The following is a 22,479-nucleotide window of genomic DNA, read 5'->3' as shown; positions in this document are numbered from 1 at the left end:
CCCCCTCCGAGCGGGAAAAGTTTCCACTGTCCAGCAGCCGCCCTGCCCGCAGCAGCCGCTCTACTTCCCGAGCAACGACCGGGAGCCGAGGATGCGGGTCACCGTGATCTCGATGACGACGCGGCGCGGGTTCTCCCGCGGCACCCGGTATCGGCCGGCATAGCGCTCCTCGGCCTCGCGCACGACCTCGGGCTCGCGGCGGACGGTCGCAGTGCCCTCGAGGGCGAGCCAGCGGGCCCGGTCCACCTGGAACACCGTGGCGTGCCCGGCTCGTTCCACGTTGACCACCTTCTGGCTGCCCTCGCTGGTGATCACCCGTGCCTTGCGCGCCTCGGGGTCCCAGGTGAAGCCGACCGCGACGACGTGTGGCAGGCCGTTGCCGCGCAGGGTGGTCAGCGATCCGAGGTGCCGCTCCGCGAGGAACGTCGCGGCATCGTCGGTCAGGTCATCGGGGGTGTATGCCATGGCGTTCACCGTAGTCGAGCACACTAGGAGCGTGAGCCATGCAGATTTGCCGTCCCCGTCCCGCGCGCGCCTCGCCGATCGGTTCGATCCTGGACCGGTGGTGATCCTCGGCGGTCGCAGCGAGATCGGCCTGGAGGTAGCACAGCGCCTTGCCCCTGGACGGGTCGTGGTGCTCGCGGCCCGGCGCAGCGAGGATCTAGCGAACGAGCAGCAGATCGTTCGGGATGCTGGCGCGACAGACGTGGTGCCGGTGGAGTTCGATGCCGACGATACGGCCTCCCACGAGTCGTTCCTCGACGATCTCGAGGCGCGCGTGGGCCTGCCCGGCGTGGTCATCCTGTGCTTCGGGATCCTCGGCGATCAAGACCGTGCCGAGGAGGACGCGGCGCACGCCGTGCAGATCCTCCACACCGACTACGTGGCGCAGGCGAGCGTGCTGACGAGCCTTGCGCGGCGCATGAGGCAGCGGGGCCGCGGGCAGCTCGTGGTGTTCTCGTCGGTGGCGGGTGCCCGGGTGCGGCGCGCCAACTACGTCTACGGCTCCGCGAAGGCTGGTCTCGACGGCTTCGCCAGCGGGCTCGCTGATGCCCTGCACGGAACGGGCGTGCACCTATTGATCGTGCGGCCTGGATTCGTGATCGGCCGCATGACCGAGGGCATGGATCCAGCACCGTTCCCCAGCACCCCCGGCCAGGTGGCGGACGCGGTGGTCGAGGCGGGGGCGCGCCGCCGCCGCGTGGTGTGGGTGCCGTTCCAGCTGAAGCTGCTGTTCATGGCGTTGCGCTTGCTGCCGCAGTGGGTGTGGCGGAGGATGCCCCGGTGACTGGTTCCCCCGCTGCTGTCGCAGCTGTGACGGGCGGGCCCCGCGTCGCGGTGGTGGGCATCGGTGCTGATGGCTGGGCGGGGCTCGGCGATCCGGCCCGCGACGCCATCCGCGCGGCCCGCACCATCCACGGCTCGGCCCGCCAGCTCGCCCTGCTGCCGGACGACGTAGCCGGACAGCGCATGGCCTGGCCCTCGCCCTTGCTGCCCGCCTTGCCCGGGCTGATCGAGGAGCACGGCTCGGGCGGAATGTGCGTCCTCGCCAGCGGTGACCCGATGATGCACGGGATCGGGGCGACCCTCGCCCGCCTCGTGGGCGTCGAGCGACTGCGGGTGCTGCCACACGCATCGAGCGTGTCGCTGGCCTGCGCGCGGCTCGGCTGGGCCATCCAGGACACGCCTGTCGTATCGGCTGTCAACAAACCCATCGCGGCGATCCTGCGGGAAGTGGCTCCGCGCCGCCGGGTATTGGTGCTCAGCGAGAACGAGGCCACCCCGCGGCAGGTCGCGGGCTTGCTGGCTGCGCACGGCTGGGGCGGAAGTCGCCTCACGGTGCTCGAGCAGCTTGGCGGACCACGGGAGAACGCGTTCTCGGGCAACGCGGGCGGATGGGAACTGCCCGAGGGCGATCCGCTGAACATCGTCGCCGTCGAATGCGACGCGGGGCCCGAGCACCAGCACGGACTCGTGCCCGGGCTGCCGGACGAGGCGTACGGCGATAGCCAGCTGACCAAGCAGGAGGTGCGGGCGGTGACCCTCGCGGCGCTCGCCCCTTTGCCGGGCGAGGTGCTGTGGGACGTGGGCGCGGGCACGGGCAGCATCGCCATCGAATGGATGCGCGCGCATCCCTCCTGCCGGGCCGTGGCATTCGAGCAGGATCCGGCGCGCGCGGATCGGCTTCGGGGCAACGCGGATTCCTTGGGCGTCCCGTCGCTGCATGCGGAGGGGGCCGCGCCCGCCGCCTTCGCGGACGTGCCCAGGTCCCTCGCGGTACCGGATGCGATCATGGTCGGCGGTGGCGCCACCACCCTCGGTCTGCTCGACGCCTGCTGGGACCGATTGCGCCCCGGCGGACGGATCGTCGTCAACGCAGTGACCGCGGAATCCGAATCGCTCGTGCTGCGCTGGCACGGCGCGCACGGGGGGATGCTGCGCCGCCTGCAGGTGCATCGCGCGGCACCGCTCGGGGCGTTCACCACCTGGCGACCGCACTTGCCCGTGACCCAATGGAAAGGGACCAAGCCGTGACCGTGTTCTTCGTGGGCGCCGGGCCAGGTGCCCCGGACCTACTGACCCTGCGAGCGATCCGCGTCCTCGAGCGGGCCCCGGTGTGCCTGTACGCGGGCTCGCTCGTGCCCGAGGAGGTGCTGGATCATTGCCCCCCGGGTGCCCGCGTGATCAACACTGCTCGCATGCGCCTGCCCGATATCGTCGACATCATGGCCGAGGCCAATGCGCGCGCCGAGGACGTGGCTCGCCTGCACTCGGGCGACCCGTCGATCTACAGCGCCGTGGCCGAGCAGATCCGGTTGCTCGCCGAGCGCGGCATCGACTACCAGATCGTGCCGGGCGTGCCTGCTTTCGCCGCCGCCGCCGCGGCGCTGGGCCGGGAGCTGACCGTGCCGGGGGTGGGGCAGTCGCTGCTGATCACCCGCATCGCCGTCCGTGCCACCTCCATGCCGCCGGGCGAGGAGCTCGAGCGCCTCGCGAGCACCGGGGTGACCCTCGCGCTGCATCTCGCCGCCGCCCATATGGACCAGGTGATCGCTGCCCTAGCGCCGCACTACGGCACGGATTGCCCCGCTGCGGTCGTGGCGTTCGCCAGCCGGCCCGAGGAAGTGGTGCTGCGCGCCACGGTGGGCACCCTTGCCGAGCGCATGGCCGAGCAGGGCATCACCAAGACCGCCGTCATCCTGGTGGGCCGCGCGCTCACCGCCGATGGTTTCCCGGATAGCTACCTGTACTCGGAGGAGCGGGCGAGGGCGTTGCCATCATGCGGGTCCTGATCCTCGGTGGCACGGGCGAGGCCCGGGAGCTAGCGGGCCTGCTGGCGTGCCGGCATGACGTGGTGTCGTCGCTGGCGGGGCGGGTGCGGGAACCATTGCTGCCGGTCGGGGAGGTGCGATCGGGGGGCTTCGGTGGCGAGAGCGGATTCGCGGCGCATCTTCGTGCGGACGGGATCGATGCGGTGATCGATGCGACGCACCCCTTCGCCGAGACGATGACCCGCACCGCGGCACGCGTGACCGCCGGGCTGGGCTTGCCGCTCGTGCGGCTGCAGCGGCCAGCCTGGCAGCCCGGGCCTGGCGATGAGTGGCTCGATGCGGCCGAGGTCGCGGATGCCGCGCGGATTGTCGATGGCTTGCTGCGCGCGGGCCGGGCGACGCGCGCCTTGCTGACGGTGGGCAGGCAGGAGCTCGCGGCGTTCGGCGGCCTGCCGCGCGGCACCGTGGTGGCGCGGATGATCGATCCTCCTGCGACCGTCCCGGATTCGGTGCGGGAGATCGTTCTCGCCCGCGGGCCGTTCACTGTCGAGGCGGAGCATGCGGCGCTGGAGCACATCGGCGCGGATCTCCTGGTCAGCAAGAACAGCGGGGGAGCGGCCACAGCGGCCAAGCTGGTCGCGGCGCGGGAGCGCGGCGTCCCGGTAGTGATGGTGCGACGTCCGTCCCTGCCCGAGGGTGTGAGGGTGGTGACGAGCGTCGCGGAGGCGGCCGCGTGGGCTGATGGGGCGCGACGCCCTGCTACCGGGTAGAGCGGCACCAGTGGTGCGGAAGTGAATCCTGAGAATTCTGGTGAAACTGCGGCACGAGTGAAGTGCTTGCCTACGATAAGGATCGTTGCTCGTCCCCGATCCCAGGAGAACCCGTGGCATCCCGTCGTGACTTCATCCGCAACGCCGCTATCGGCGGGCTTGCCGCCATGCAGGCGGGCGGCGCATTCTCCTCGCTCGGCGATCTCGTTCCCGGAAACTCGCGGCCCCCCGCGCCCACCTCGCCGGGCACGCCTACCTCTCCGAGCGTGCCCACGACCCCCGGAGGCGATGACACCGGTCAGATCCTCATCGACTATGCCGCGGGAGTGCCGTCCGCAGCATCGATCAAGCGTGCCGGATACCGCGGCGTCATCCGCTACATGTCCGAGCCGCGCGCGAGCTGGATGATCGGCAAGCCCATGCGGGCCAGCGAGGTCGCCGACATGAAGTCCCAGGGCCTCGCGATCGTCTCGTGCTACCAGTTCGGCAAAGACGTCACCTCGGACTGGCGCGCTGGCTACAACGGCGGCATCCGCCACGCCGCCATCGGGCAGCGACTGCACCTCGCCGCGGGCGGCCCCGCGAACGCGGTGATCTACGCGGCCATCGACAGCAACCCGAGCAGCAGCGAGCTCGAGCTCGTCGCCGGCTACATCCGGGGCTGGCAGGACACCATCGGCGCGGCCCGCACCGGTGTCTACGCGAACTACCCCACCATCGAGTTCCTCCGCGGCCGGGGGCTTGGCCGCTACTTCTGGATGCACAACTGGGGGTCGGGCGGACGCGTGCATCCCGCGGCCCACATCCACCAGTTCGAGATCGACCGGCTCTCCGTGGACGGGGTGGGCATCGACCGCAACCGGATCCTCAAGCCCAGCTACGGCCAGTGGTGATCCCCACACCGAGGGGCACCCCCGCTTCTCGGGCCTAGGGCCTACGCTCGGATCCGTAGACCGACGGAGAATCCGGGGCCCGCATGATCATCGATACTTCTGCCGCGCAGCGCCGCGCCCTCACTGTCCTGGTCATCGCCCAGGTGCTCAGTGGCGCGGGGCTGGCGGCAGGAATCACCGTCGGCGCGCTGCTCGCCCGTGATGTGCTCTCCTCGACCAGCCTCGCCGGTGTGCCGGTGGCGCTGTTCACCGTCGGCGCGGCGCTCGCGGCCGTGCTGGTCGGCCGGGCATCGCAGGCGCACGGTAGAAGGGTAGGACTCGCGCTTGGCTACGGCGCGGGCGGGCTTGGCGCGATCGGCGTCGTGGTCGCCGCGGCTCTGCCCTCGACTCCCTTGCTGTTCCTCTCCTTGTTCGTCTACGGGGCAGGCATGGCCACCAACCTGCAGGCGCGCTACGCGGGCGCCGACCTTGCTCCCGCGCACCGCAAGGGCAGCGCGGTCAGCATCGTTCTTGTCGCCACGACGCTGGGGGCAGTGGTGGGCCCCAACACTGTCGGCCTGACCGGGCGCCTGGCCGGCACGGTAGGCATCCCGGCGCTCGCGGGACCGTTCTTGCTCGCTGCGGTCGCCTATGGCATCGCCGCGGTGGTGCTGTGGATCTGGCTGCGACCGGATCCGCTGCTGCTCGCCCGCGAGCTGCGACTCGACGAACCCGTGGTGGCCAGCAGTGATTCGCCCGCGGCGACGGTGGCGGACTGGCGTCCGACAGTGCTCCTCGGTGCCGCGATCATGACGGTCACCCAGCTGGTGATGGCCGCGATCATGACCATGACGCCCGTGCACATGCAGGATCACGGTCACTCGCTCGGCGCGGCGGGGCTCGTGATCGGCTTCCACGTCGCGGCGATGTACTTGCCGTCACCGCTGTCCGGGATGCTCGTCGATCGTCTCGGGGCTCGTGTGGTGGCACTGGCGGCGGCGATGACGATGCTGCTGGCGGGGGCATCCGCGGCCGCTTTCACGGGGATAGCGGGATTGACCCTCGCCCTGGTGCTGCTCGGGCTGGGCTGGAACCTTGGGCTCATCAGCGGCACGACCTTGATCACCCAAGCTGCTCCGCTGCGGCAGCGGGCGGCCGTGCAGGGCAACGTGGATCTCTCCATCACCCTGGCAGGGGCGGGCGGCGGATTCGCCTCCGGGATGGTCGTGGCGGCCTCGAGCTACGCGCTGCTCTCGATCGTGGGCGCGGTCCTGGCGCTGTTGATCATCCCCGTGGTACTGCGCCGGAGGGTCGTCGCCTGAACCGGCGCGCCTAGTGTAGCGGCCGACCGGGTGGCCCGGCTGGCAGTGGAGGCACGTTGGGGGAGGGGCCCGCTAGGGACCAAAGTCACCGAGCAATTCGGGCAAAATGACCTCCTAATTGGGGACAGTTGATTACTAAACTTGTGTTGCAAATCACGCTAGTCTTGTGGGGCGGACACACCACTGGCCGCGCTCCCACCAGCGGGATCATCGATGATCCCGCCCCAGCATCCGGAGAGAATCCATGCGTACATCCCTCAAGGCCGGAATCGCCACCATCGGTGCCCTCACCGTCATCGTTCCTGGCAGCCTTGCGCACGCGCAGCTCGACACTGGCACCACCCTCGTCACCGCTACGCTCCTCGCCGGACCGCTGACCATCGTGCCGCCCGCTGCGGCCGTGATTTCGCCCGCGCTCGACCAGCTCTCCGCCAGCGGCCAGGTCCTCGCCGTGACCGTCAGCGACCTTCGGCTCTCCAACGCCGGCTGGACCACCACGGCCGTGATCACTGACTTCACCGACCTCTCGTCCAACGTGATCCCCGCCGCCAACACCACCTACACCCCGGCCAGTGCCGTCACTACCGGTTCCGTCACTGTCACGCCTTCGGGTGCGGTCGTGATCGATAGCGCCCAGAACGTCCAGACCGCCACCGCGTCCGGCGCCAACACCGCCATCTGGGACGCCACCCTCGATCTCGACACCACGGGCGCGGTCGCGGGCGTCTACACCGCCACGCTCACCCACTCCGTATTCTGATCCACCCCGAGCGAATCGAGATAGTGACGTGCGTCGTCTCCTCCCACTCGTGATCGCGGCGACGCTGCTCGCACCGGTGTCGGCTGTGCACGCGCAGCCGGTACCGGAGCCCGGTCCCACTGACAATCCCGGGCTCGGCATCCGGCTCATGGAAGTGCCCCTGCACCTTCAGGACGACCCGCGCGCCCAGGTCTACGTCATCGACAACCTCGAGGCAGGCGACTCCTTCGACCGGCGCCTCGAGATCTCCAACCGCACCGGCGCCACCCAGGACGTCGACCTCTACGTCGGAGCCGCCGACGTCGACGCCCAGGACGGCTTCAAGGTCGCCGACGGCGCCGGGGCGAACGAGCTCACCGAATGGGCCGAGCTCGACACCAGCGAGGTCACGCTCGAGGATCGCGAGAACGCCGAGATCGTCCTCAGCATCGACGTTCCCGAGGAAGCCGAGGACGGAGAGCGCTACGGCGTTGTCTGGGCCGAGATGACCAGCGAGCGGCCCGAAGAGGGAGGAGCCATCGCCGTCAATCGTGTCGGCGTGCGCATCTACCTCGCCATCGGCGATGCCGAAGCGCTACCCGCGGACTTCACCATCACCGGCATGACCCCGCGCCGCACCTCCGAGGGCGTGGCGGAGCTCGTCGTCGACATCGACAACACCGGCGGACGCGCTGTCGACATCACCGGGTCGCTCGACCTCGCTGACGGCCCGGGCGGCATCCGTCTCGACACCGTTCGCTCCAGCCAGGCCACCGTGCCCGCGGGAGAGCCCGGCCAAGTTGTGTTCGCCCTCTCCGACACTTTGCCGAACGGGCCCTGGCAAGCGACCGTCACTCTGGCAAGTGGACTTCTCGAGCGGACCACGACAGCCGAGGTGACCTTCCCTGACACGGGAGCCGGGGACTCTGTAGGCGCCGAGCAGGAAAGCCAGCAGACCTGGTGGTGGATCCTTGTGGTCCTCGCTGTGCTGGCCGTGCTCGCCGCGATCCTTCTCATCCGCCATCGACGCCGGAACACATGATGAATCATCGACACCGCACCGTGGCCTGGGCGATGTGCGGAGCCAGCATTCTCGCTGGCGCCGGGCTCGCCCCGGCGAGCCACGCGCAACCCGTCCCCGCGACACCCGAGTGCACCACCGTTGCCGACACGCAGGACTGCGTGATCGAGGATGGCGAGCCGGCGGCGCCCCCCGTCGCGCCCACGACGACGGTGGCGCCGGAGCCGGAGCCCGAGCCGGCACTAGAACCCCCGCCGCCGGCGCTAGAAACCGAGCCGGAACCGGAGCCACTGAACGCGATAGTTCCCGACGCTCCGCCCGAGGAGCTGGAAGCACCGTCGAACGAGGATCCCGCGGCTATCCAGGACCCGAGCCCCCCTGAACCTGTGATGCCCGAGCCCCCGGCACAGGAAGCAGTGACCACTGAAGCGGTAGAACCCGCCGCGCCTGAGCCTCCGGCGCCCGAGCTGACGGAGCCGCCCGCGCCCGAGCAATTGGTCAACGAGACGTCGCAACAGGTAGCGCCACCGGAGGAGGCTGCAAGCGACGATCCCGGTCCCGAGGAATCGGGCTCCGATGAGTCAATGGATGGTGATCCGACGGAGGCTCCGACCACGACCGAGGAAGCCGCCGAGGAAGCCGCTTCCGAGGACGAGGCGACTACCGAGGGCGAGACGACTGAGGAAGCCACCGAGGACGAGACGACCGAGGTGGAGCCGACCGAGGCGGGGATGCTGACCATCACCGTTCCCGGCGATCTGGTGCTCGCGCAGCAGGGCGAGGGGGCGGTCCGCCGGGGCTCGCTGAGCGTGCGGGTTCTCGATACGCGCGCGGGCAGCCCGGGGTGGACAGCCTTCGCCTCGATGGCTGCATTCTCGGGCGAATCCACCGGCGCCGTGCTGGTTCCGCGGGCGGTCCGCTACAAGGCGAGCGACACCGAGTGCAGCGTGTCCACCGGTCGGCAGGTGCTCGGCGATGCCGAGGTGCAGGTGCAGGTCGCGGAGGGCCCCTGCAGCGCCACCTGGGTAGCCGATATCGAGGTGGTGTTCCCCAGCGCGGGGGTCGCCGCGGACAGGTACGCGACGGCGATCACGCACTCGGTGTACTAGCTCGGCGAGGAGCATGTTCGGCTCGATATCGACCGCTTGGGTCGCAAAAGCACGGGAAATCGTCAAACGCGATAGAAGCCACCTGGATCATTCAGCGGCTTCTATCGCGTTTGCGGCTGGTCTTTACGGTCGCCGCTAGTTTCCGAGGGAGCCGGGATCGAGGCAGATCGACCCGAGGTCGAATCCGCCGCAGGTGTCGGGCCCGGGGGCTGCCTCGGTGTAGGTGATGGTCACGCTCGGGGTGTCGCCGGTGACGGTGGGGGTGCCGCCGAAGGACGAGCCGCCGCCTCCTCCGCCGCCGCCCGAGTAGGCGTTGCCCGTGCCCGCGCCGCCCCCGCCGCCCGCGTATCCGCCGCCCCCGCCTCCGCCGCACACAGATCCGTTGGCGCCTGCCCCGCCGACGCCCCCCACACCGGGGGCTCCGCCGTAGAAGCCCGTGCCCCCGGCGCCGGGGACCAGGCCGACTCCGGGCGCCCCGCCCCCGCCGCCGTTCGTGCCGTCGCCGCCGGCCGCGCCCGCCGCCCCGCCGTCTCCGCCCGAGGGCATGGAGCCGCCGAAGTTCAGGGCCCCGCCCCCACCGCCACCTCCGCCTGCCACCACGACCGGAGCAATCCCGCGCAACACGCTGGAGGCTCCGCCACCGCCGCCACCGCTGGCCGAGCCGCCGCAGGAGCTGGCGCCCCCGCCGCCGAACCCGCCGCCCACGCCTACGCCGCCGGTCGCGGTCACTCCGTTGCCGGCGACCGTGACGGTGAGCGACTCGCCGGGGGCGGCCATCACCGCGTCGGCCTGCACGCGGGCGCCCTGCCCGCCCTGTCCAGCGGTGGTGTCGGCGCCGTTGGCGAAACCGCCGCCCCCGGCACCGCCGGTGGCAGTGATGTCGAGGCTGGTGACTCCTGCGGGCACGGTGAAGGTGTGGGTGCCGCCGGTGTCGCCCGCGAAGCTGTAGACGCAGGTGATCGTGCCGGTGCCCTGGCCTGTGCAGGCCTCATCGGCGGAGGCGGTGCCGGGCATGGCGAGCGCGAGCCCGGCCGAGGCGAGGGCGGCCGCGGAAGCCAGGGCGAGGGGGCGCCGGGGTTGTGGTCGGGCGGGTGCGGGCATGGGGGTACTCCTTCGAATGAGGGGGTATCTCTAGTGAGGGGGGAACTGCTGTACCGCTAGCTAAAAATTCCACACTGGGAACCGCAAGCGACATGAAATGCCAACTTCTTTCCGAAATTGCGGCTGTCCAGCCCCCGCTAGCGTGCGTGCGCGCAGAAGCAGCGAATCGCGGGCTCGCTCAACCGGTGCCCAGGCCGGGCGACCGCTAGCCCCGCGCGCGCAACCAGCCGATGCCGAGGGTGTCGATGCAGCGCAGCGCGAGCCCGAGGTCGGCGTGGTCGCCGTGATGCGCGGTGCCGATGAGGGCGAATGCTTGCTCCACCCGGTATCGGACGGTGTTCTTGTGCACCTGGAGGTGGCGGGCGGCATCAGTGGGGCTGCCGCCAGTGCTGATGTATGCCGCGACGGTCTCGCGCAGGCGTGCGGCGTGCTCGGTGGGCTCGGCGAGCGGTCCGAGGGCGCGGGCAAGGAACTCGCGAAGGGCTTCGGTGTCCCGGCTCAAGAGGTAGGGGAGCTCCACCTCGCGGTAGAGGGTGCAGGCTCGCGTGCTGGTGGAGACCGAGGCGATCAGCTGGGCAGCGACGGCGTCGCGATGGCTCTGCCGGAACCCCGAGCTGCCGCGCGCGGGCGAACCAACAGCGATGCGAGTCCCCGCGGGAACGCCGATTCCGGCAATGACGTCGGTGCTCGCAGGTGATTCAGTGGCGATCCACGCCCAGTGCCCGCGCGCGCCGGAGGGGACCGAGATGACGTGCCCACGGGCATCGAGGGCCTGCGCCGCTTGCCGGATCACTTTCTCGCGGTGCCCGAGGGCTTCGGTGTCATCGGTGTCGCTCCACAGGATCATCGCGGTGTGCCACGGGCGCAGTGGGTAATCCAGCCGTGTGGAAGCGGTGTCGATGGGGATCGAGGTGCCGTCGAGCAGGGCGTGGATGGTGTCGGCCCGTCGTGCGGTGGCACCGCGCTCCAGGGTGGCGCGCTCGCTGGTGTAGGCGGCGAGCAGGACGTCCGTGGAGAGCTCGAGCCAGGAGATCGCCGATTCCCAGAAGCTAATGAGTGCGCTCATCTTTTGCTCGGCATCCACGGGCACGGATTGCACGATCTCGGTGAGGATGTTGATCGCGGTTGTGCGCCCGGTGCCGTAGACGCGCAGCAGCACCTTGACGTCCATGCCGCGCCGGGCGACGGTCCGGGCGAGCGCTATCGCTGCTGGTGGTGGCTGGTACTCGGCTTGCTCGTTGGCGATGGCCGCGATGAAGGCACGCACTTGGCCGCGGGTGCTGGCGTCGAGGTCGCGGCGCAGCTCCTCGTCATCGCGGAGCGCGGGGAGAGCGGCGAGGATGTCGCCATTGACGCGCTCGACCATCGCATCGAGCTCGTATGGGCGCAGGGCCTCTGCGGTGAGGCGGGAGATCCAATCGGCAAGCTGATCCTCGGCCATCGCACGTCCTCCCGCCCACCAGATTTGTATCCACAATACAAAGAATTGCGCGAAATTGGGTGTGGAAAGCCTAGTTGTCGAGCCGCCGCGGGGAGCACAGTGATACCTACAAGCAAAACTCTCGATCCAAGGAGCACCATGAGCAAGCCACTGCACGGGCACGTCGTCGCCATCACCGGCGGAGCGCGGGGCATCGGGCTGGCCACCGCCACCCACCTCGCCTCCCTCGGCGCGAAGGTCGTCATCGGCGACATCGATGAGGCCGAGCTGCCCCGTGCTGCGGCAGCGTCCGGAGCGATCGCGCACACCCGCGTGGATGTGACCGACCGGGATTCGTTCGCCGCGTTCCTTGATCTTGTCGAGCGCGACGCCGGGCCGCTGACAGTGCTGGTCAACAACGCGGGCATCATGCCCGTGGGACGAGTCATCGACGAGCCGGAGCATATCGCGCGCCGCATGATGGACATCAACGTGCTGGGCGTCATCACGGGCACCAAGCTTGCCCTCGAGCGCATGCTGCCGCGCCGCTCCGGCCACATCATCAACATCGCCTCGCTGGCGGGGGAGTACCAGTTCCCGGGACTCGCCACGTACTGCGCCACCAAGCATGCTGTCCTCGGATTCACCGGCACGGTGCGCAAGGAGGTCGCCGGCGACGGCATCAGCGTGTGCGCGGTGCTGCCCACCCTCACCAACACGCAGCTCGGCTCGGGCGCCTCCGGGATCCGCGGCGTGCGCGTCCCCGAGGCCGTGGAGATCGCCGCCGCCATCGAGCGTCAGATCCGCAAGCCCGTGCCACGGCTGCGGGTGACCCGCCTCGCGGGCGTGCTCGTGCAGTCGCAGCACTACCTGCCGCCGTTCGTCTACCAGGCGATCAGCCGGGCCCTGGGCGCGGAGACGATGTTCATCAGCGGAATCGATGAGGAAGTGCGTCGCAGCTACGAGGAGCGCATCCGCACCAGCTAGCTACCCCCGCCCGGCAGCCTTGCCGCATCGAGCACGGCCAGAACCATCCCGAACCAGGAGCAAGCATCATGCCCGCACCCACCCAGGAAACTTTCGACCGGCTCGCCGCGCTCGTGGCCATCGAGGAGCCGCAGCAGCGCGAGCAGCGCACCGTGCGCGAGGTCTTCACCGGCCGCGAGCTCGCCACCATCCCCGTCGGCACCGCTGACGACGCGGCCGCGGCGATCAGCAAGGCCCGTGCCGCGCAGCGCGAATGGGCGGCCCGTCCCGTCGAGGAGCGCGCGGCGATCTTCCGCCGCTACCACCGGCTCGTGCTCGCCCATCGCGACGAGCTGATGGACATGGCCCAGGCCGAGACCGGAAAGGCGCGCGTCGCGGCGCAGGAGGAAGTGCTCGACATCGCGCTGAACGCCCGTTACTACGCCGTCCGCGCTCGCCGGCTGCTCGCCCCCCGTCGCGCGCAGGGACTGTTCCCCGGCCTGACCCGCACCATCGTCAACCACGTGCCCAAGGGGGTCGTGGGAATCATTTCGCCCTGGAACTACCCGATGACCCTCGCGGTCTCCGATGCGATTCCTGCCCTGATCGCGGGAAACGCGGTCGTGATCAAGCCGGACAGCAGCACCCCGTACTGCGCGCTGGCCTGCGTCGAGCTGCTCTACGAGGCAGGCGTGCCGCGCGAGCTCTTCGCGGTGGTGCCCGGTCCCGGTGCCGTGGTGGGTGGCGAGATCGTGCGCGGCTCGGACTACGTCATGTTCACCGGCTCCACCGCCACCGGCCGGACGCTCGCGACCCAGGCCGCCGAGCGGCTGATCGGCTTCTCCGCGGAGCTGGGCGGCAAGAACGCCATGATCGTCGCCGAGGGTGCTGATCTGCGTGCCGTGGCACAGGCCGCGACCCGCGCATGCTTCTCCAATGCCGGGCAGCTGTGCATCTCGATCGAGCGCATCTACGTCGAGCATGGCGTCGCCGACGAGTTCACCAAGGCATTCGCTGATGCGGTGGCGACGATGCGGCTCGGCGCGGGCTACGAGTTCGGCCCCGCCATGGGCAGCCTGGTCTCCCAGGCCCAGCTCGATACCGTGCAGGAGCACGTCCGCGACGCGCTCAACAAGGGCGCGACGGTGGTGGCTGGTGGCCAGCACCGCCCCGATCTCGGCCCGTTCTTCCATGAGCCCACTGTGCTCGCGGGCGTCACCGAGGACATGACCTGCTACGCCGAGGAGACCTTCGGGCCGCTCGTCTCCATCTATCCGGTGGCCAGCGTCGATGAGGCGATCGAGCGCGCCAACTCCACCGAGTATGGCCTCAACGCCAGCGTGTGGGCAGCGACGGCGAAGGAGGGCGAGGCCATCGCGCGCCGGGTCCACGCGGGCACCGTCAACGTCAACGAGGGCTACGGCCCGGCGTTCGGCAGCACCGATGCCCCTATGGGCGGCATGGGCTCCTCGGGCATGGGTCGCCGTCACGGCGCGGACGGATTGCTCAAGTACACCGAGGCGCAGACGGTGGCCACGCAGCGGCTGATCGACCTCGGTGGGCCATCCTGGTTGCCCGATAAGGCCTGGAACGCCGTGCTGCCCCACGCGGTGCGGGCGATGTCGCTGCTGCCCGGGCGGTAGGCGGGCTGCCGGAAAGCCGGCTAGAGAAAGGCAAGAGCACCGGAGAACGTCAAACGCGATAGAAGCCTTCCTGGATCTTCCACGGCTTCTATCGCGTTTGGCGTCTGCCTAGGTGACGCTGCCTAGTCGATGTTGTGCAGCGCGAAGTACCCGATCTTGTGATAGCGGCCGGAGACTCGGAACAGGATCTTGCCCAGGTAGACGCCGGGAACGAGCTCCACGAGCTCGTCGCGGACGCTACGGATGAGCAGCCTCGGGTTTGTCTCCACGGACTTGTAGTCGATGACCAGCACATCCTGCTCGCCACCGTCCTTGTCACGGCTCGCCTCGACGTGGGTGGTGAAGTCGAACGCGAGCTTGCCGTCCTCGGTCTGGGTCATCGAGTACAGCGGCCACAGCAGGCGCAGCGGCATCGAGGCGCGCGAGGCGATGCGGTTGGCGCCGGTGCCCTCAGCGTTGAACCGCTTGCCCTCCCAGGGCATCCACAGGTCGGTGACAGCCGTGACAGTGCGGTCGAGGATCGGCATGGTGGTGGTCATGACGAGCAGGCCCTCGGTCTGGCCCTCGAGCTTGCGCGGCGGCGCGCTGGCCCGGAAGAGCGACTCGAGGGTCGTCACCGCCTGGTCGTACTCGCGCAGCTCGCTATCGCGTAGTTCCTTCAGCCATGCCCAGGCCTGCGTGGCGGCGCCTGACGAATCCTTCTTCGACTGCGCGCGCAGCTCGTCGAGGCGTTCCGTGGGCGCCGAGGTCGTGGTGGTCGTGGGGTCCTCTGTGGGTGCCATGGGCGCTTCCGATCCTTCGTTGGTGAGCTTCGTCACTAGTCTACGGCCCGGATGCGACGGGCAGCAGGGTGTTTCCCCACGCGCGAACGGTGCGTCGCGGCTGGCACGATGCGAGCGGGCGCGGCCACTGCCGTCCTCGCCCCCGGCCGCGAGCGTGCGAGATACGACAGGCCCAGCGCGAGTACCTGTCGTTTTCTGCGCATTCACGGCGGATCATTCGCGGGAGCACCATTCGCGAGCCACGGATACGCGTTAGTGTGGTAAGCGTGCGTGTGACAGGAGTGTCAGATGATGCGCTCGCCGAGGCCGGCGAGACGCTGACCGACACCATCGACCGCTGTATCGACAAGCTCACCGCGCACGCGACTGGCTCGCCCGCTCCCGGCACGCCACGGTGGCACCGGCTATGGAATGCCCGCGACTCGGGGGAGGGCGCCGCGTGGTGGAGGCAGCAACTGCTCACGCGCATCGCCATCGCCGACATCGCCGGAGTGGATCCCGCGCCTTACATCACCCAGGCCCGCGAGCATGGGATCAGCACTGCCGAGATCCGCACCGCCCGCAAGGCCCGCATCGCCACCGGCCAGCGGCGCGACAGCGCGCGTGGCCGCACGATCAGCGTCGACCAGCTCGCGATCTTCTAGCGGCCGCGCCGCGCGGCGCGGCCCGGGTGGCGACACGCAGCGCCGCGAAGCACGGGTATCGTCGAGTTGACCGACAGCACCGCAGAAGGAGCCCCGCATGACCCCAGCTGCCCGGGACCAGAACGACATCCCGATCCGCGACGCCGCAACGATCATCCTCGTCCGTGATGCCCCCAGCGATGCCTCCAGGGTTGCGCCTGACCACGGTCCCGGCGGGATCGAGGTATTCCTGCAGCGCCGCACCCGGACCATGCCCTTCGCCCCCGGCATGACCGTGTTCCCCGGCGGCGGGGTGGACGCGACCGATCGCGCTGCGGCGCTCGCCTGGCATGGCCCCGCGCCCGAGTACTGGGCGAGCGCTTTCAGCACGAGCGCAGCGACGGCACGAGCACTGGTGGTCGCAGCGGTCCGCGAGCTCTACGAGGAATGCGGCGTTCTGCTCGCGGGCCACCTCGACGGCAGCATCGTCACGGGCGAGTGGATCGCCGGGACGCTAGGGGACTCCCGCGACCACCTCGTTGCCCGCTCCGTATCCTTCGCCGACCTCCTGCGCGAGCATGACCTCGCGCTTCGCGCCGACCTCCTTGTCCCCGTCGCCAACTGGATCACCCCGACCGGGAACGCGCGCCGGTACGACACCCGCTTCTTCCTCGCGCTGCTCCCGCCGGGCCAGGAAGCCGATGACCAGACACCGGAGGCCGACGAGTGCTTCTGGCGCGCGCCGCGGGCCGCGCTCGAGTCCTGGAGCCGCGGGGAGGCCATCCTGCTGCCACCGACGTGGAGCCAGTTGCGCGGGCTCGCTCACATCGCATCGAGCAGCGAGCTCCCGCTGCCAGCGGATCCCGGCGGGCAAGCGCTGCCCATCCCGCCGATCGAGTCCGCGCCGATGGACCATCCCGATGGCTGGCGGCTGGGCTTCCCCGATTGCGACGACTACTACGCGAGCGCGCCCCCAGGCCTCGGCCGCACGCTGCGACCCTAGAGCTGGCATGCCCCAGCCCATCCCTCCAACGGCATGCCCCTAGCCCTGGGGGCATGGACGGGGCGCTGGGACTGGTCAAGATCGCCAGGAAGAGGCATTATTAAGGCACGCGCCCCCGTGCGCGAGCCGGAGGAACAACCATGAGCACTATCACGATCGCGAGACTGCCGCGCGCCACCGTCCTTGTGGCGGCCGCCACGCTGATCTCTGTACCGCTCGCGGTGCCCGCCCACGCGCAGGACACCGCTGAGCTCCGTGTGTCCGCGTCCAGCGCCAGCGGATCGCCGGTCGCCGATGTCTCGGTGAGCATCACCAGTGGTTGTGGCGGCGCGGACCCGACCGTCAGCACCTACCGAGTGATCGACCTCGGCGACTCCGGCGCCGCGACGGTCCCGGTTGCCCCGGGCTGCTACACGGTGGCACCGGTCCGCCACCCCGTTGACTATGTGCCCGCTAGAGCGACTCCTGTCACCGCAGTGGTCGGCGAGTCAAGCGGAATCGCAACGGTGCGGTTCCGGCCCTTCATGGAGGGCTCCTATGATCTTGGCGCCGCCATGATCACCCTGGTCGGCGAGGACGGCACCACTCCGATCGCCAATCGCCCGATCGTGATCCGGCCCTGCGACGGCAGCGGCGCCGAGCTCGTCTCCCATCCCAGCGATCCCAGCGGGCGGATCGCTACCATGCTTCCGGCCGGATGCTGGAATGTCATCGAGCCGAGCCCGCTGGGCGGCCAGGCCGCAGGACCAGTCTCCTTCGAGGTGCTTCCCGGCCAGACCGCCCCCGTGCGCCTCGTGGTTGGCGCCTGAGCCTCGTCGGCCTATTCGGGCGAGGTCGCCCGGATCCGAGCGACCCGCGCCCCCGCGAGCAGGAGCAGGACGCCTACCACCAGGAATGCCAGCACGCGGTACAGCCCGTCGAGCGCGGCGAGGTCGAACACCATCAGCTTGGCAACCGTCGCGGCGGCCATGACCACCCCTGCCGCGAGCATCGCGTTCCGCCGCGCGCCAACCACCAGCAATGCGATCGCCACGGCCATCCACAGCACCGTCACCAGCGCATGGCCCGCCACGAAGCCCGTCCGGCCCCCGAACGCCAGGACTCCAAGGGCGACGATCGCGACCGCTGACCCATAGAGCGCCGCGGTCGTCGCGATCAGGCGAAGCAGCACGGGCATCCCCACGGCGCTGGCCACTAGTGCCGCCGCTGCCACCAGCAGCGCCCCTCCGGCCACGATCAGCATGCTCGCCCGCTCCGTAGTCACCGACGAGGACACCAGCAACCCAGGCGACGCGGCATCGGCGAGCAGGACGGCGCCCGCGAACCCGAGCAGAGCACCACCAGCCCCCGTCACCGGACCGCGGGCCCGCGACCAGCCCAGCAGCACCGCGCAGGCGACCCCCAGCACGATCACCTCCGCGCGGCTCCCCGGCGCCCACGCCGTGATGGCCAGGATCCCGGTGAGGACACCGATCCCACCGACGAGCAGGCGCGAGGCCACCGGAATGCCCGGGACGAGCGCGGCCACGGCCAGCAGCACGGCCCCGGCAACCACGCATACCAGCGCGTACGGACCCGCGGCGAGCAGTTCCCGGACGAACAACACCGGGAGGGAGGCGGCGGCGATCCCCAGCATCACTGCGCCCTGATCGACCCGGTCAGCCTCGCGCAGCATGACCACGCCGGACCCCACTGCGAGCACGAGCAGGACGGCCGCGAGAGCCACGGCCTGCCAGGCAACGGTCAGTCCCGCTTGATCACCAGGCGAATGCACAGCGACCAGGAGTGCCAGCACTGGCGGGCCCACTCGGGAGGCCATTAGCCAGGGCCATTGCCGGGCACGCTGCGCCGGGAAGGTCGCCGCCATCAGGGCGACGAGGAACGCCGCGACGGCCGGTGTGACACCCCCGGCCGCGAACGGTGCCAGCGCCGCGGCGCCAAGCACCACCATGTGCGCGAGCCAGCGGGAATCCCACCTCACCGCGAGCAAGGCTCCTGCGGATGCCACCCCGAACGCGACAGCCAGGCCCACCACCACGGGTGCTAGGTCATAGAGCGCGGTCGCGGCGACGATATCGAGATACAGCCCCGCGATGCCGGTCGCGGCCAGCGCCACGATCCCGGCGTTCACCTCATCGCGCCGCGATCGCCACAACGCCAGTCCCAGCAGGCTCGCCGCGAGCAGGGCTCCCGCGACAACGCGCCCAACGGGCCCGAGCAGCCCCGACTGGATGGCAAGCACTAGTAGCAGCGCCACGCCGATCAAGGTGATGGCGGTGCCTGCTGTGGCCAGCACCCTGCCGAGGGTGGCATCTTGCTCCCACCACGGCGTGCGGACCGGCTTGGCAGGGCGCGGGGGGAGCGGGCGCGCCGAAGGCTGGCCGGGCGCGCGATGGTCGGCTGCGGCCTGCGTTCGAGCAGTGGCAGGAGCCGCCCCTCGTGCACTACCGCGCAGCATCTCAAGCTCGTGGCGGGCATAGTCGAGCTGCGTGCTGATCTGGGCCAGCCTGGCCGCGAGGACATCCGCGACATCCCTGCCCGGCGAATCTCTGTGTTCCACGCCTACATCATCCGCGCATCCCAGTCGATCCGCGCGGGATGGTTGCCTAGAGCATCGCGCGGCGCGCCTCCGAGAACTGGTACACGCGCCGGGTGAGCACCTCCGCGAGCACGAACATCAGCAAGGCCGAGATCAGCACCTCGGGAGGCGCGACCGAGTCGAACGCGAGGCCGGCGGTGAGGTACATGCCCGCGATGGTGCGGTACGCGACGTAGAACGCAGCGCCGGGAAAGCGCAGCAGCGCCGCGCCGAGAAGACCGCCCAGCCCCACCGCGATTGCCCCAGCGACCACCGGCAGTGGCAGCAGCCCGATGATCGCGTCGCGCGCGTCCGGATCCATCCGAAGCAGGCCGACGATATGGAGCAGCTCAACGCCGAGCAGGCATCCGGCGAGCGTCCAGATGCGCAGCGCCTGCGCGGGATGCTCCGGGACGACCAGCGGAACCAGCTGCTCCCGTGCCCGTACCGCGAGCCTCGTGGCGAGGACCAGCACTGCCACCGAGATGGCGATGCCCATGATGCTGCCGTCGAGCAAATAGCACAGCACCAGGAACAGCCGGATCGCGACATACGCGTGCGCGGCCCAAAGCTGGTCGAACAGCACGCACAGCAGGGCCCCGAGGCCGAGCGCATAGGTGACGAGCTCGATGGGCACGAGCCACTGCGCGGCCTCCGCGGGCCAGGCGGTCAGCAGCCACATCGCGAGCGCCGCCTCGATGGCGAGCAGCAGCACCGCGAGCGCGGTGGGCCTGCTCCCCGGCGTGGCCGGGGGGTTCGAGCCAGCGGTGCTTCGTGCGGCCACGAGGGGATCTCCTTGGGACGTGCTGAGCGGGTGCTTCCTGCTGGAGGCGGGCCCCAGGCTATCAAGGGCGGGCTCGCCGGGCGTCACTGTGGAACACTATCCGGAGCACCCCGCCCGGGCCGCGCGCCAAGAATGCCGGCCCCGCATTCGCGCGGGCGTGTGATCTGGTGCGTACATGTGGTGGGGCTGGCGCGGTCGGCGCTACCCTTGGCGACGAGACAACGTAGTTGTTGCCGGACTATGAGGCTAGCGGCATACAGGCCGGGCTCCGAAGGAATGTGACTGTGGGTTCTGAGCACACTGGGTCGTCGCGGTCCGCGGCGGGACGAGGCAAGGCGCGACGCAAGCGGTCGCGCCTGCGATCCGTCCTGCTCGCAGCATTCGTCCTGCTTCTGGTCCTCATCATCGTCCCTGTCGGCTACTTCGCCTACAGCTACCGCAATGCCGAGGTGCCGCGGCCCGAGGCCCTGCGCAACGATCAGATCGCGACGATCGTCGCGGCGGACGATGCCAGCGTCATCGCTCAGGTGGTGCCACCCGAGGGCAATAGGGTCAACATCAGCCTCGACCAGGTCCCGCCGCACGTCCGTGACGCCGTGCTCGCCGCCGAGGACCGTAGCTTCTACGACAACCCGGGGTTCTCGGTGCGCGGCTTCACGCGCGCCGCGTGGGACAACCTCACCGGCAAGGAGGACGCGGGCGGCGGCTCGACCATCACCCAGCAGTTCGTCAAGAACACCGTGGTGGGGTCCGATCGCACATACACGCGGAAGTGGCGCGAGCTCGTGCTCGCGGCCCGGATGGCCCGCGAGTGGAGCAAGGACGACGTCCTCACCGCGTACCTCAACACCATCTACTTCGGGCGCGGGGCCTACGGTGTCGCCACCGCGGCCCAGGCGTACTTCGGCAAGCCGGTCGGCGAGCTCACCCTCGAGGAGGGCGCCCTGCTCGCCGCCGTCATCAATCGTCCCTCGAGCCTGGATTCCAGCAATGACAGCGAGCAGCTGCGCGAGCGCTGGAACTATGTGCTCGACGGCATGACCGCGATGAACGTGCTGCGCCCCTCCGAGCGCAGCGCCATGGAGTTCCCGCAGGTCATCCCGTTCGACCAGGTCCCCGACCCCAATGAGGCGCCCGGCCCCGAAGGCCTCATCCGCGCCCAGGTGCTCGACGAGCTCGAGCGCGTGGGCGTCGACCAGGAGCTCATCGATACGCGCGGCGTCCGGATCGTCACCACGATCGACCCGACCAAGCAGCAGGCCGCCATCGATTCCGTGGCGAACGTGATGGCCGGGGAGCCGGAGAACCTGCGCACGGCGGTCGTCTCCATCGATCCTCGATCGGGCGCCGTGCAGGCCTACTACGGCGGGCCCCAGGGACAGGGCTACGACTATGCCCAGGCTCCGCTCCAGGCAGGGTCTGCGTTCAAGGTGTTCGGCCTCCTCGCCGCGCTCGACCAGGGCATCCCGCTCTCGGCCCGCTATGACAGCTCCCCGGTGACCATCGGCAACCTGCGCATCACCAACGTCGATGGGGCCGCCTGCGGGGTCTGCAATATCGCCGAGGCGCTCAAGCGGTCGCTCAACACAAGCTTCTACCGGCTGACCCTCGCCATGGATGATGGCCCGCAGAGCATCGCTGATGCCGCCCACGCGGCGGGCATCCCCGAGAACATCCCCGGCGTGGAGGGCGTGTCCCTCACCGAGGACGGCGGGTCCCCGCAGACCGGCATCGTGCTCGGCCAGTACCTCGTCCGCCCCATTGATATGGCATCGGCCTACGCCACGATCGCCGCGTCCGGGGTGTACCACGAGCCCTACTTCGTGCAACGGGTGGTCGCTGCCGACGGCGAGGTCCTCTACGAGCGGCCCCAGAGCGAGGGCGAGCAGCGGATCGACAAGGCGGTGGCCGAGAACGCCACCCAGGCGATGCTGCCGATCGCCTCCTACTCGCGGGGCAATGGGCTTGCAGGTGGAAGGCCATCGGCCTCGAAGACGGGAACCACCCAGCTCGGCGATACCGGCCTGAACAAAGACGCCTGGATGGTCGGCTACACGCCATCGCTGTCCACCGCCGTGTGGCTCGGCACCAACGACTCCGAGCCGCTGCTGAACCTGTGGGGCGGCAGCATCTATGGATCGTCGTTGCCCGCCTCGATCTGGAAGCAGACGATGGACGCGTCCCTGTCGGGCACCGATGTCGAGACCTTCCCGTGGCCCGACCCCATCGCGGGCCAGTCCGGCGTGCCCGTCTACGTCGCGCCGCAGCCGTCGCGCCCCGCGCCGCAGCAGCAACAGCGCGGACAGGCCCCGGCCCCGGCCCCAGCGCCGATCCCCATCCCGGAGCTGCCTCCATTGCCGGAGCTGCGCGAGGTAGAGATCTTCCCGGGCATCCGCATCCCGTTGCCCGTCGGATAGCCGCGACCACTGCGGGATTCGTGGAACCCGGCCCCGCGGTGCCCGTGACTCCGACAC

At 70.1% G+C, this 22,479-nt stretch carries 21 protein-coding genes; 15 read left to right on the top strand and 6 right to left on the bottom strand.

Features of this window, described 5'->3' with window-relative positions:
- Positions 1-60 precede the first annotated feature (60 nt).
- Positions 61-465, bottom strand: a complete 405-nt coding sequence (locus QC765_RS01400; protein WP_278312626.1) for a pyridoxamine 5'-phosphate oxidase family protein — start codon at positions 463-465, stop codon at positions 61-63.
- A 31-nt stretch (positions 466-496) separates the two neighbouring features.
- Here QC765_RS01400 and dprE2 point away from each other — a divergent pair, with 31 nt between their 5' ends.
- The 9 genes from dprE2 to QC765_RS01355 all read left to right on the top strand — a co-directional run bounded on the left by dprE2 (position 497) and on the right by QC765_RS01355 (position 9,105).
- Complete coding sequence (gene dprE2 / locus QC765_RS01395) at positions 497-1,288, top strand: decaprenylphospho-beta-D-erythro-pentofuranosid-2-ulose 2-reductase (RefSeq protein WP_278312625.1); 792 nt, start codon at positions 497-499, stop codon at positions 1,286-1,288.
- A complete protein-coding gene (gene cbiE / locus QC765_RS01390; protein WP_278312624.1) occupies positions 1,285-2,535 on the top strand; it encodes a precorrin-6y C5,15-methyltransferase (decarboxylating) subunit CbiE in 1,251 nt (416 codons plus the stop codon). The genes dprE2 and cbiE overlap by 4 nt, the downstream gene beginning before the upstream one ends.
- Positions 2,532-3,293: a precorrin-4 C(11)-methyltransferase gene (gene cobM / locus QC765_RS01385; RefSeq protein WP_278312623.1), complete on the top strand. Its 762-nt coding sequence runs from the start codon at positions 2,532-2,534 to the stop codon at positions 3,291-3,293. The genes cbiE and cobM overlap by 4 nt, the downstream gene beginning before the upstream one ends.
- The gene (locus QC765_RS01380; RefSeq protein ID WP_373876637.1) at positions 3,278-4,042 is read left to right on the top strand and encodes a cobalt-precorrin-6A reductase; all 765 of its coding nucleotides are present in this window, start codon (positions 3,278-3,280) and stop codon (positions 4,040-4,042) included. The genes cobM and QC765_RS01380 overlap by 16 nt, the downstream gene beginning before the upstream one ends.
- Positions 4,043-4,155: 113 nt before the next feature.
- Entirely contained in the window at positions 4,156-4,935 is a 780-nt protein-coding gene (locus QC765_RS01375) for a DUF1906 domain-containing protein (RefSeq protein ID WP_278312621.1), read from the top strand.
- Between the two features lie 83 nt (positions 4,936-5,018).
- Positions 5,019-6,236, top strand: a complete 1,218-nt coding sequence (locus QC765_RS01370) for an MFS transporter (protein WP_278312620.1) — start codon at positions 5,019-5,021, stop codon at positions 6,234-6,236.
- A 244-nt stretch (positions 6,237-6,480) separates the two neighbouring features.
- The gene (locus QC765_RS01365) at positions 6,481-6,996 is read left to right on the top strand and encodes a WxL domain-containing protein (protein ID WP_278312619.1); all 516 of its coding nucleotides are present in this window, start codon (positions 6,481-6,483) and stop codon (positions 6,994-6,996) included.
- A 28-nt stretch (positions 6,997-7,024) separates the two neighbouring features.
- Complete coding sequence (locus QC765_RS01360) at positions 7,025-8,017, top strand: hypothetical protein (protein WP_278312618.1); 993 nt, start codon at positions 7,025-7,027, stop codon at positions 8,015-8,017.
- Positions 8,014-9,105, top strand: coding sequence for a hypothetical protein (locus tag QC765_RS01355; protein WP_278312617.1), 1,092 nt, complete (start codon positions 8,014-8,016; stop codon positions 9,103-9,105). Before QC765_RS01360 ends, QC765_RS01355 begins: the two co-directional genes overlap by 4 nt.
- Before the next feature lie 135 nt (positions 9,106-9,240).
- Here the strand turns inward: QC765_RS01355 and QC765_RS01350 are convergent, their stop codons facing one another.
- The gene (locus tag QC765_RS01350) at positions 9,241-10,206 is read right to left on the bottom strand and encodes a hypothetical protein (protein WP_278312616.1); all 966 of its coding nucleotides are present in this window, start codon (positions 10,204-10,206) and stop codon (positions 9,241-9,243) included.
- 205 nt (positions 10,207-10,411) lie between these two features.
- Positions 10,412-11,647: a PucR family transcriptional regulator gene (locus QC765_RS01345; protein ID WP_278312615.1), complete on the bottom strand. Its 1,236-nt coding sequence runs from the start codon at positions 11,645-11,647 to the stop codon at positions 10,412-10,414.
- Positions 11,648-11,785: 138 nt separating this feature from the next.
- Here QC765_RS01345 and QC765_RS01340 point away from each other — a divergent pair, with 138 nt between their 5' ends.
- Both QC765_RS01340 and QC765_RS01335 read left to right on the top strand, forming a co-directional pair.
- The gene (locus tag QC765_RS01340) at positions 11,786-12,613 is read left to right on the top strand and encodes an SDR family oxidoreductase (protein WP_278312614.1); all 828 of its coding nucleotides are present in this window, start codon (positions 11,786-11,788) and stop codon (positions 12,611-12,613) included.
- A 68-nt stretch (positions 12,614-12,681) separates the two neighbouring features.
- Positions 12,682-14,235, top strand: a complete 1,554-nt coding sequence (locus tag QC765_RS01335) for a succinic semialdehyde dehydrogenase (RefSeq protein WP_278312613.1) — start codon at positions 12,682-12,684, stop codon at positions 14,233-14,235.
- Between the two features lie 122 nt (positions 14,236-14,357).
- On the opposite strand, the gene QC765_RS01330 is transcribed toward QC765_RS01335, so the two are convergent.
- On the bottom strand, positions 14,358-15,017 hold the full coding sequence (locus QC765_RS01330; RefSeq protein ID WP_278312612.1) for a hypothetical protein: 660 nt from the start codon (positions 15,015-15,017) through the stop codon (positions 14,358-14,360).
- 272 nt (positions 15,018-15,289) lie between these two features.
- On the opposite strand from QC765_RS01330, the gene QC765_RS01325 reads away from it, so the two are divergent.
- The 3 genes from QC765_RS01325 (at position 15,290) to QC765_RS01315 (ending at position 17,452) form a co-directional block, all read left to right on the top strand.
- Positions 15,290-15,661, top strand: a complete 372-nt coding sequence (locus QC765_RS01325) for a hypothetical protein (RefSeq protein ID WP_278312611.1) — start codon at positions 15,290-15,292, stop codon at positions 15,659-15,661.
- A gap of 97 nt (positions 15,662-15,758) precedes the next feature.
- Positions 15,759-16,643, top strand: a complete 885-nt coding sequence (locus QC765_RS01320; RefSeq protein ID WP_278312610.1) for an NUDIX hydrolase — start codon at positions 15,759-15,761, stop codon at positions 16,641-16,643.
- Positions 16,644-16,783: 140 nt separating this feature from the next.
- Entirely contained in the window at positions 16,784-17,452 is a 669-nt protein-coding gene (locus QC765_RS01315; RefSeq protein ID WP_278312609.1) for a hypothetical protein, read from the top strand.
- Positions 17,453-17,463: 11 nt separating this feature from the next.
- Here QC765_RS01315 and QC765_RS01310 read toward each other — a convergent pair whose 3' ends face one another.
- Positions 17,464-19,203, bottom strand: coding sequence for a DUF2339 domain-containing protein (locus QC765_RS01310; RefSeq protein ID WP_278312608.1), 1,740 nt, complete (start codon positions 19,201-19,203; stop codon positions 17,464-17,466).
- A gap of 46 nt (positions 19,204-19,249) precedes the next feature.
- Positions 19,250-20,005 (bottom strand): hypothetical protein, encoded by a 756-nt coding sequence (locus tag QC765_RS01305; RefSeq protein ID WP_278312607.1) that lies wholly within the window; start codon positions 20,003-20,005, stop codon positions 19,250-19,252.
- 284 nt (positions 20,006-20,289) lie between these two features.
- Here QC765_RS01305 and QC765_RS01300 point away from each other — a divergent pair, with 284 nt between their 5' ends.
- Complete coding sequence (locus QC765_RS01300; protein WP_278312606.1) at positions 20,290-22,422, top strand: transglycosylase domain-containing protein; 2,133 nt, start codon at positions 20,290-20,292, stop codon at positions 22,420-22,422.
- The last annotated feature ends 57 nt before the right edge of the window (positions 22,423-22,479 follow it).

The sequence above is a fragment of the Hoyosella levis genome, assembly GCF_026008515.1.
Classification (GTDB): domain Bacteria; phylum Actinomycetota; class Actinomycetes; order Mycobacteriales; family Mycobacteriaceae; genus Lolliginicoccus; species Lolliginicoccus levis.
Note: the sequence above shows the minus strand (reverse complement) of the source record. Positions and strands in the feature narration are given on the sequence as shown.

What these genes read in the sequence shown, in the direction of transcription:
- QC765_RS01400 (WP_278312626.1), bottom strand. Translation starts at nt 465, where the DNA reads ATGGCATACACCCCCGATGACCTGACCGACGATGCCGCGACGTTCCTC.
- QC765_RS01370 (WP_278312620.1), top strand. Translation starts at nt 5,019, where the DNA reads ATGATCATCGATACTTCTGCCGCGCAGCGCCGCGCCCTCACTGTCCTG.
- QC765_RS01365 (WP_278312619.1), top strand. Translation starts at nt 6,481, where the DNA reads ATGCGTACATCCCTCAAGGCCGGAATCGCCACCATCGGTGCCCTCACC.
- QC765_RS01355 (WP_278312617.1), top strand. Translation starts at nt 8,014, where the DNA reads ATGATGAATCATCGACACCGCACCGTGGCCTGGGCGATGTGCGGAGCC.
- QC765_RS01350 (WP_278312616.1), bottom strand. Translation starts at nt 10,206, where the DNA reads ATGCCCGCACCCGCCCGACCACAACCCCGGCGCCCCCTCGCCCTGGCT.
- QC765_RS01345 (WP_278312615.1), bottom strand. Translation starts at nt 11,647, where the DNA reads ATGGCCGAGGATCAGCTTGCCGATTGGATCTCCCGCCTCACCGCAGAG.
- QC765_RS01340 (WP_278312614.1), top strand. Translation starts at nt 11,786, where the DNA reads ATGAGCAAGCCACTGCACGGGCACGTCGTCGCCATCACCGGCGGAGCG.
- QC765_RS01335 (WP_278312613.1), top strand. Translation starts at nt 12,682, where the DNA reads ATGCCCGCACCCACCCAGGAAACTTTCGACCGGCTCGCCGCGCTCGTG.
- QC765_RS01330 (WP_278312612.1), bottom strand. Translation starts at nt 15,017, where the DNA reads ATGGCACCCACAGAGGACCCCACGACCACCACGACCTCGGCGCCCACG.
- QC765_RS01320 (WP_278312610.1), top strand. Translation starts at nt 15,759, where the DNA reads ATGACCCCAGCTGCCCGGGACCAGAACGACATCCCGATCCGCGACGCC.
- QC765_RS01315 (WP_278312609.1), top strand. Translation starts at nt 16,784, where the DNA reads ATGAGCACTATCACGATCGCGAGACTGCCGCGCGCCACCGTCCTTGTG.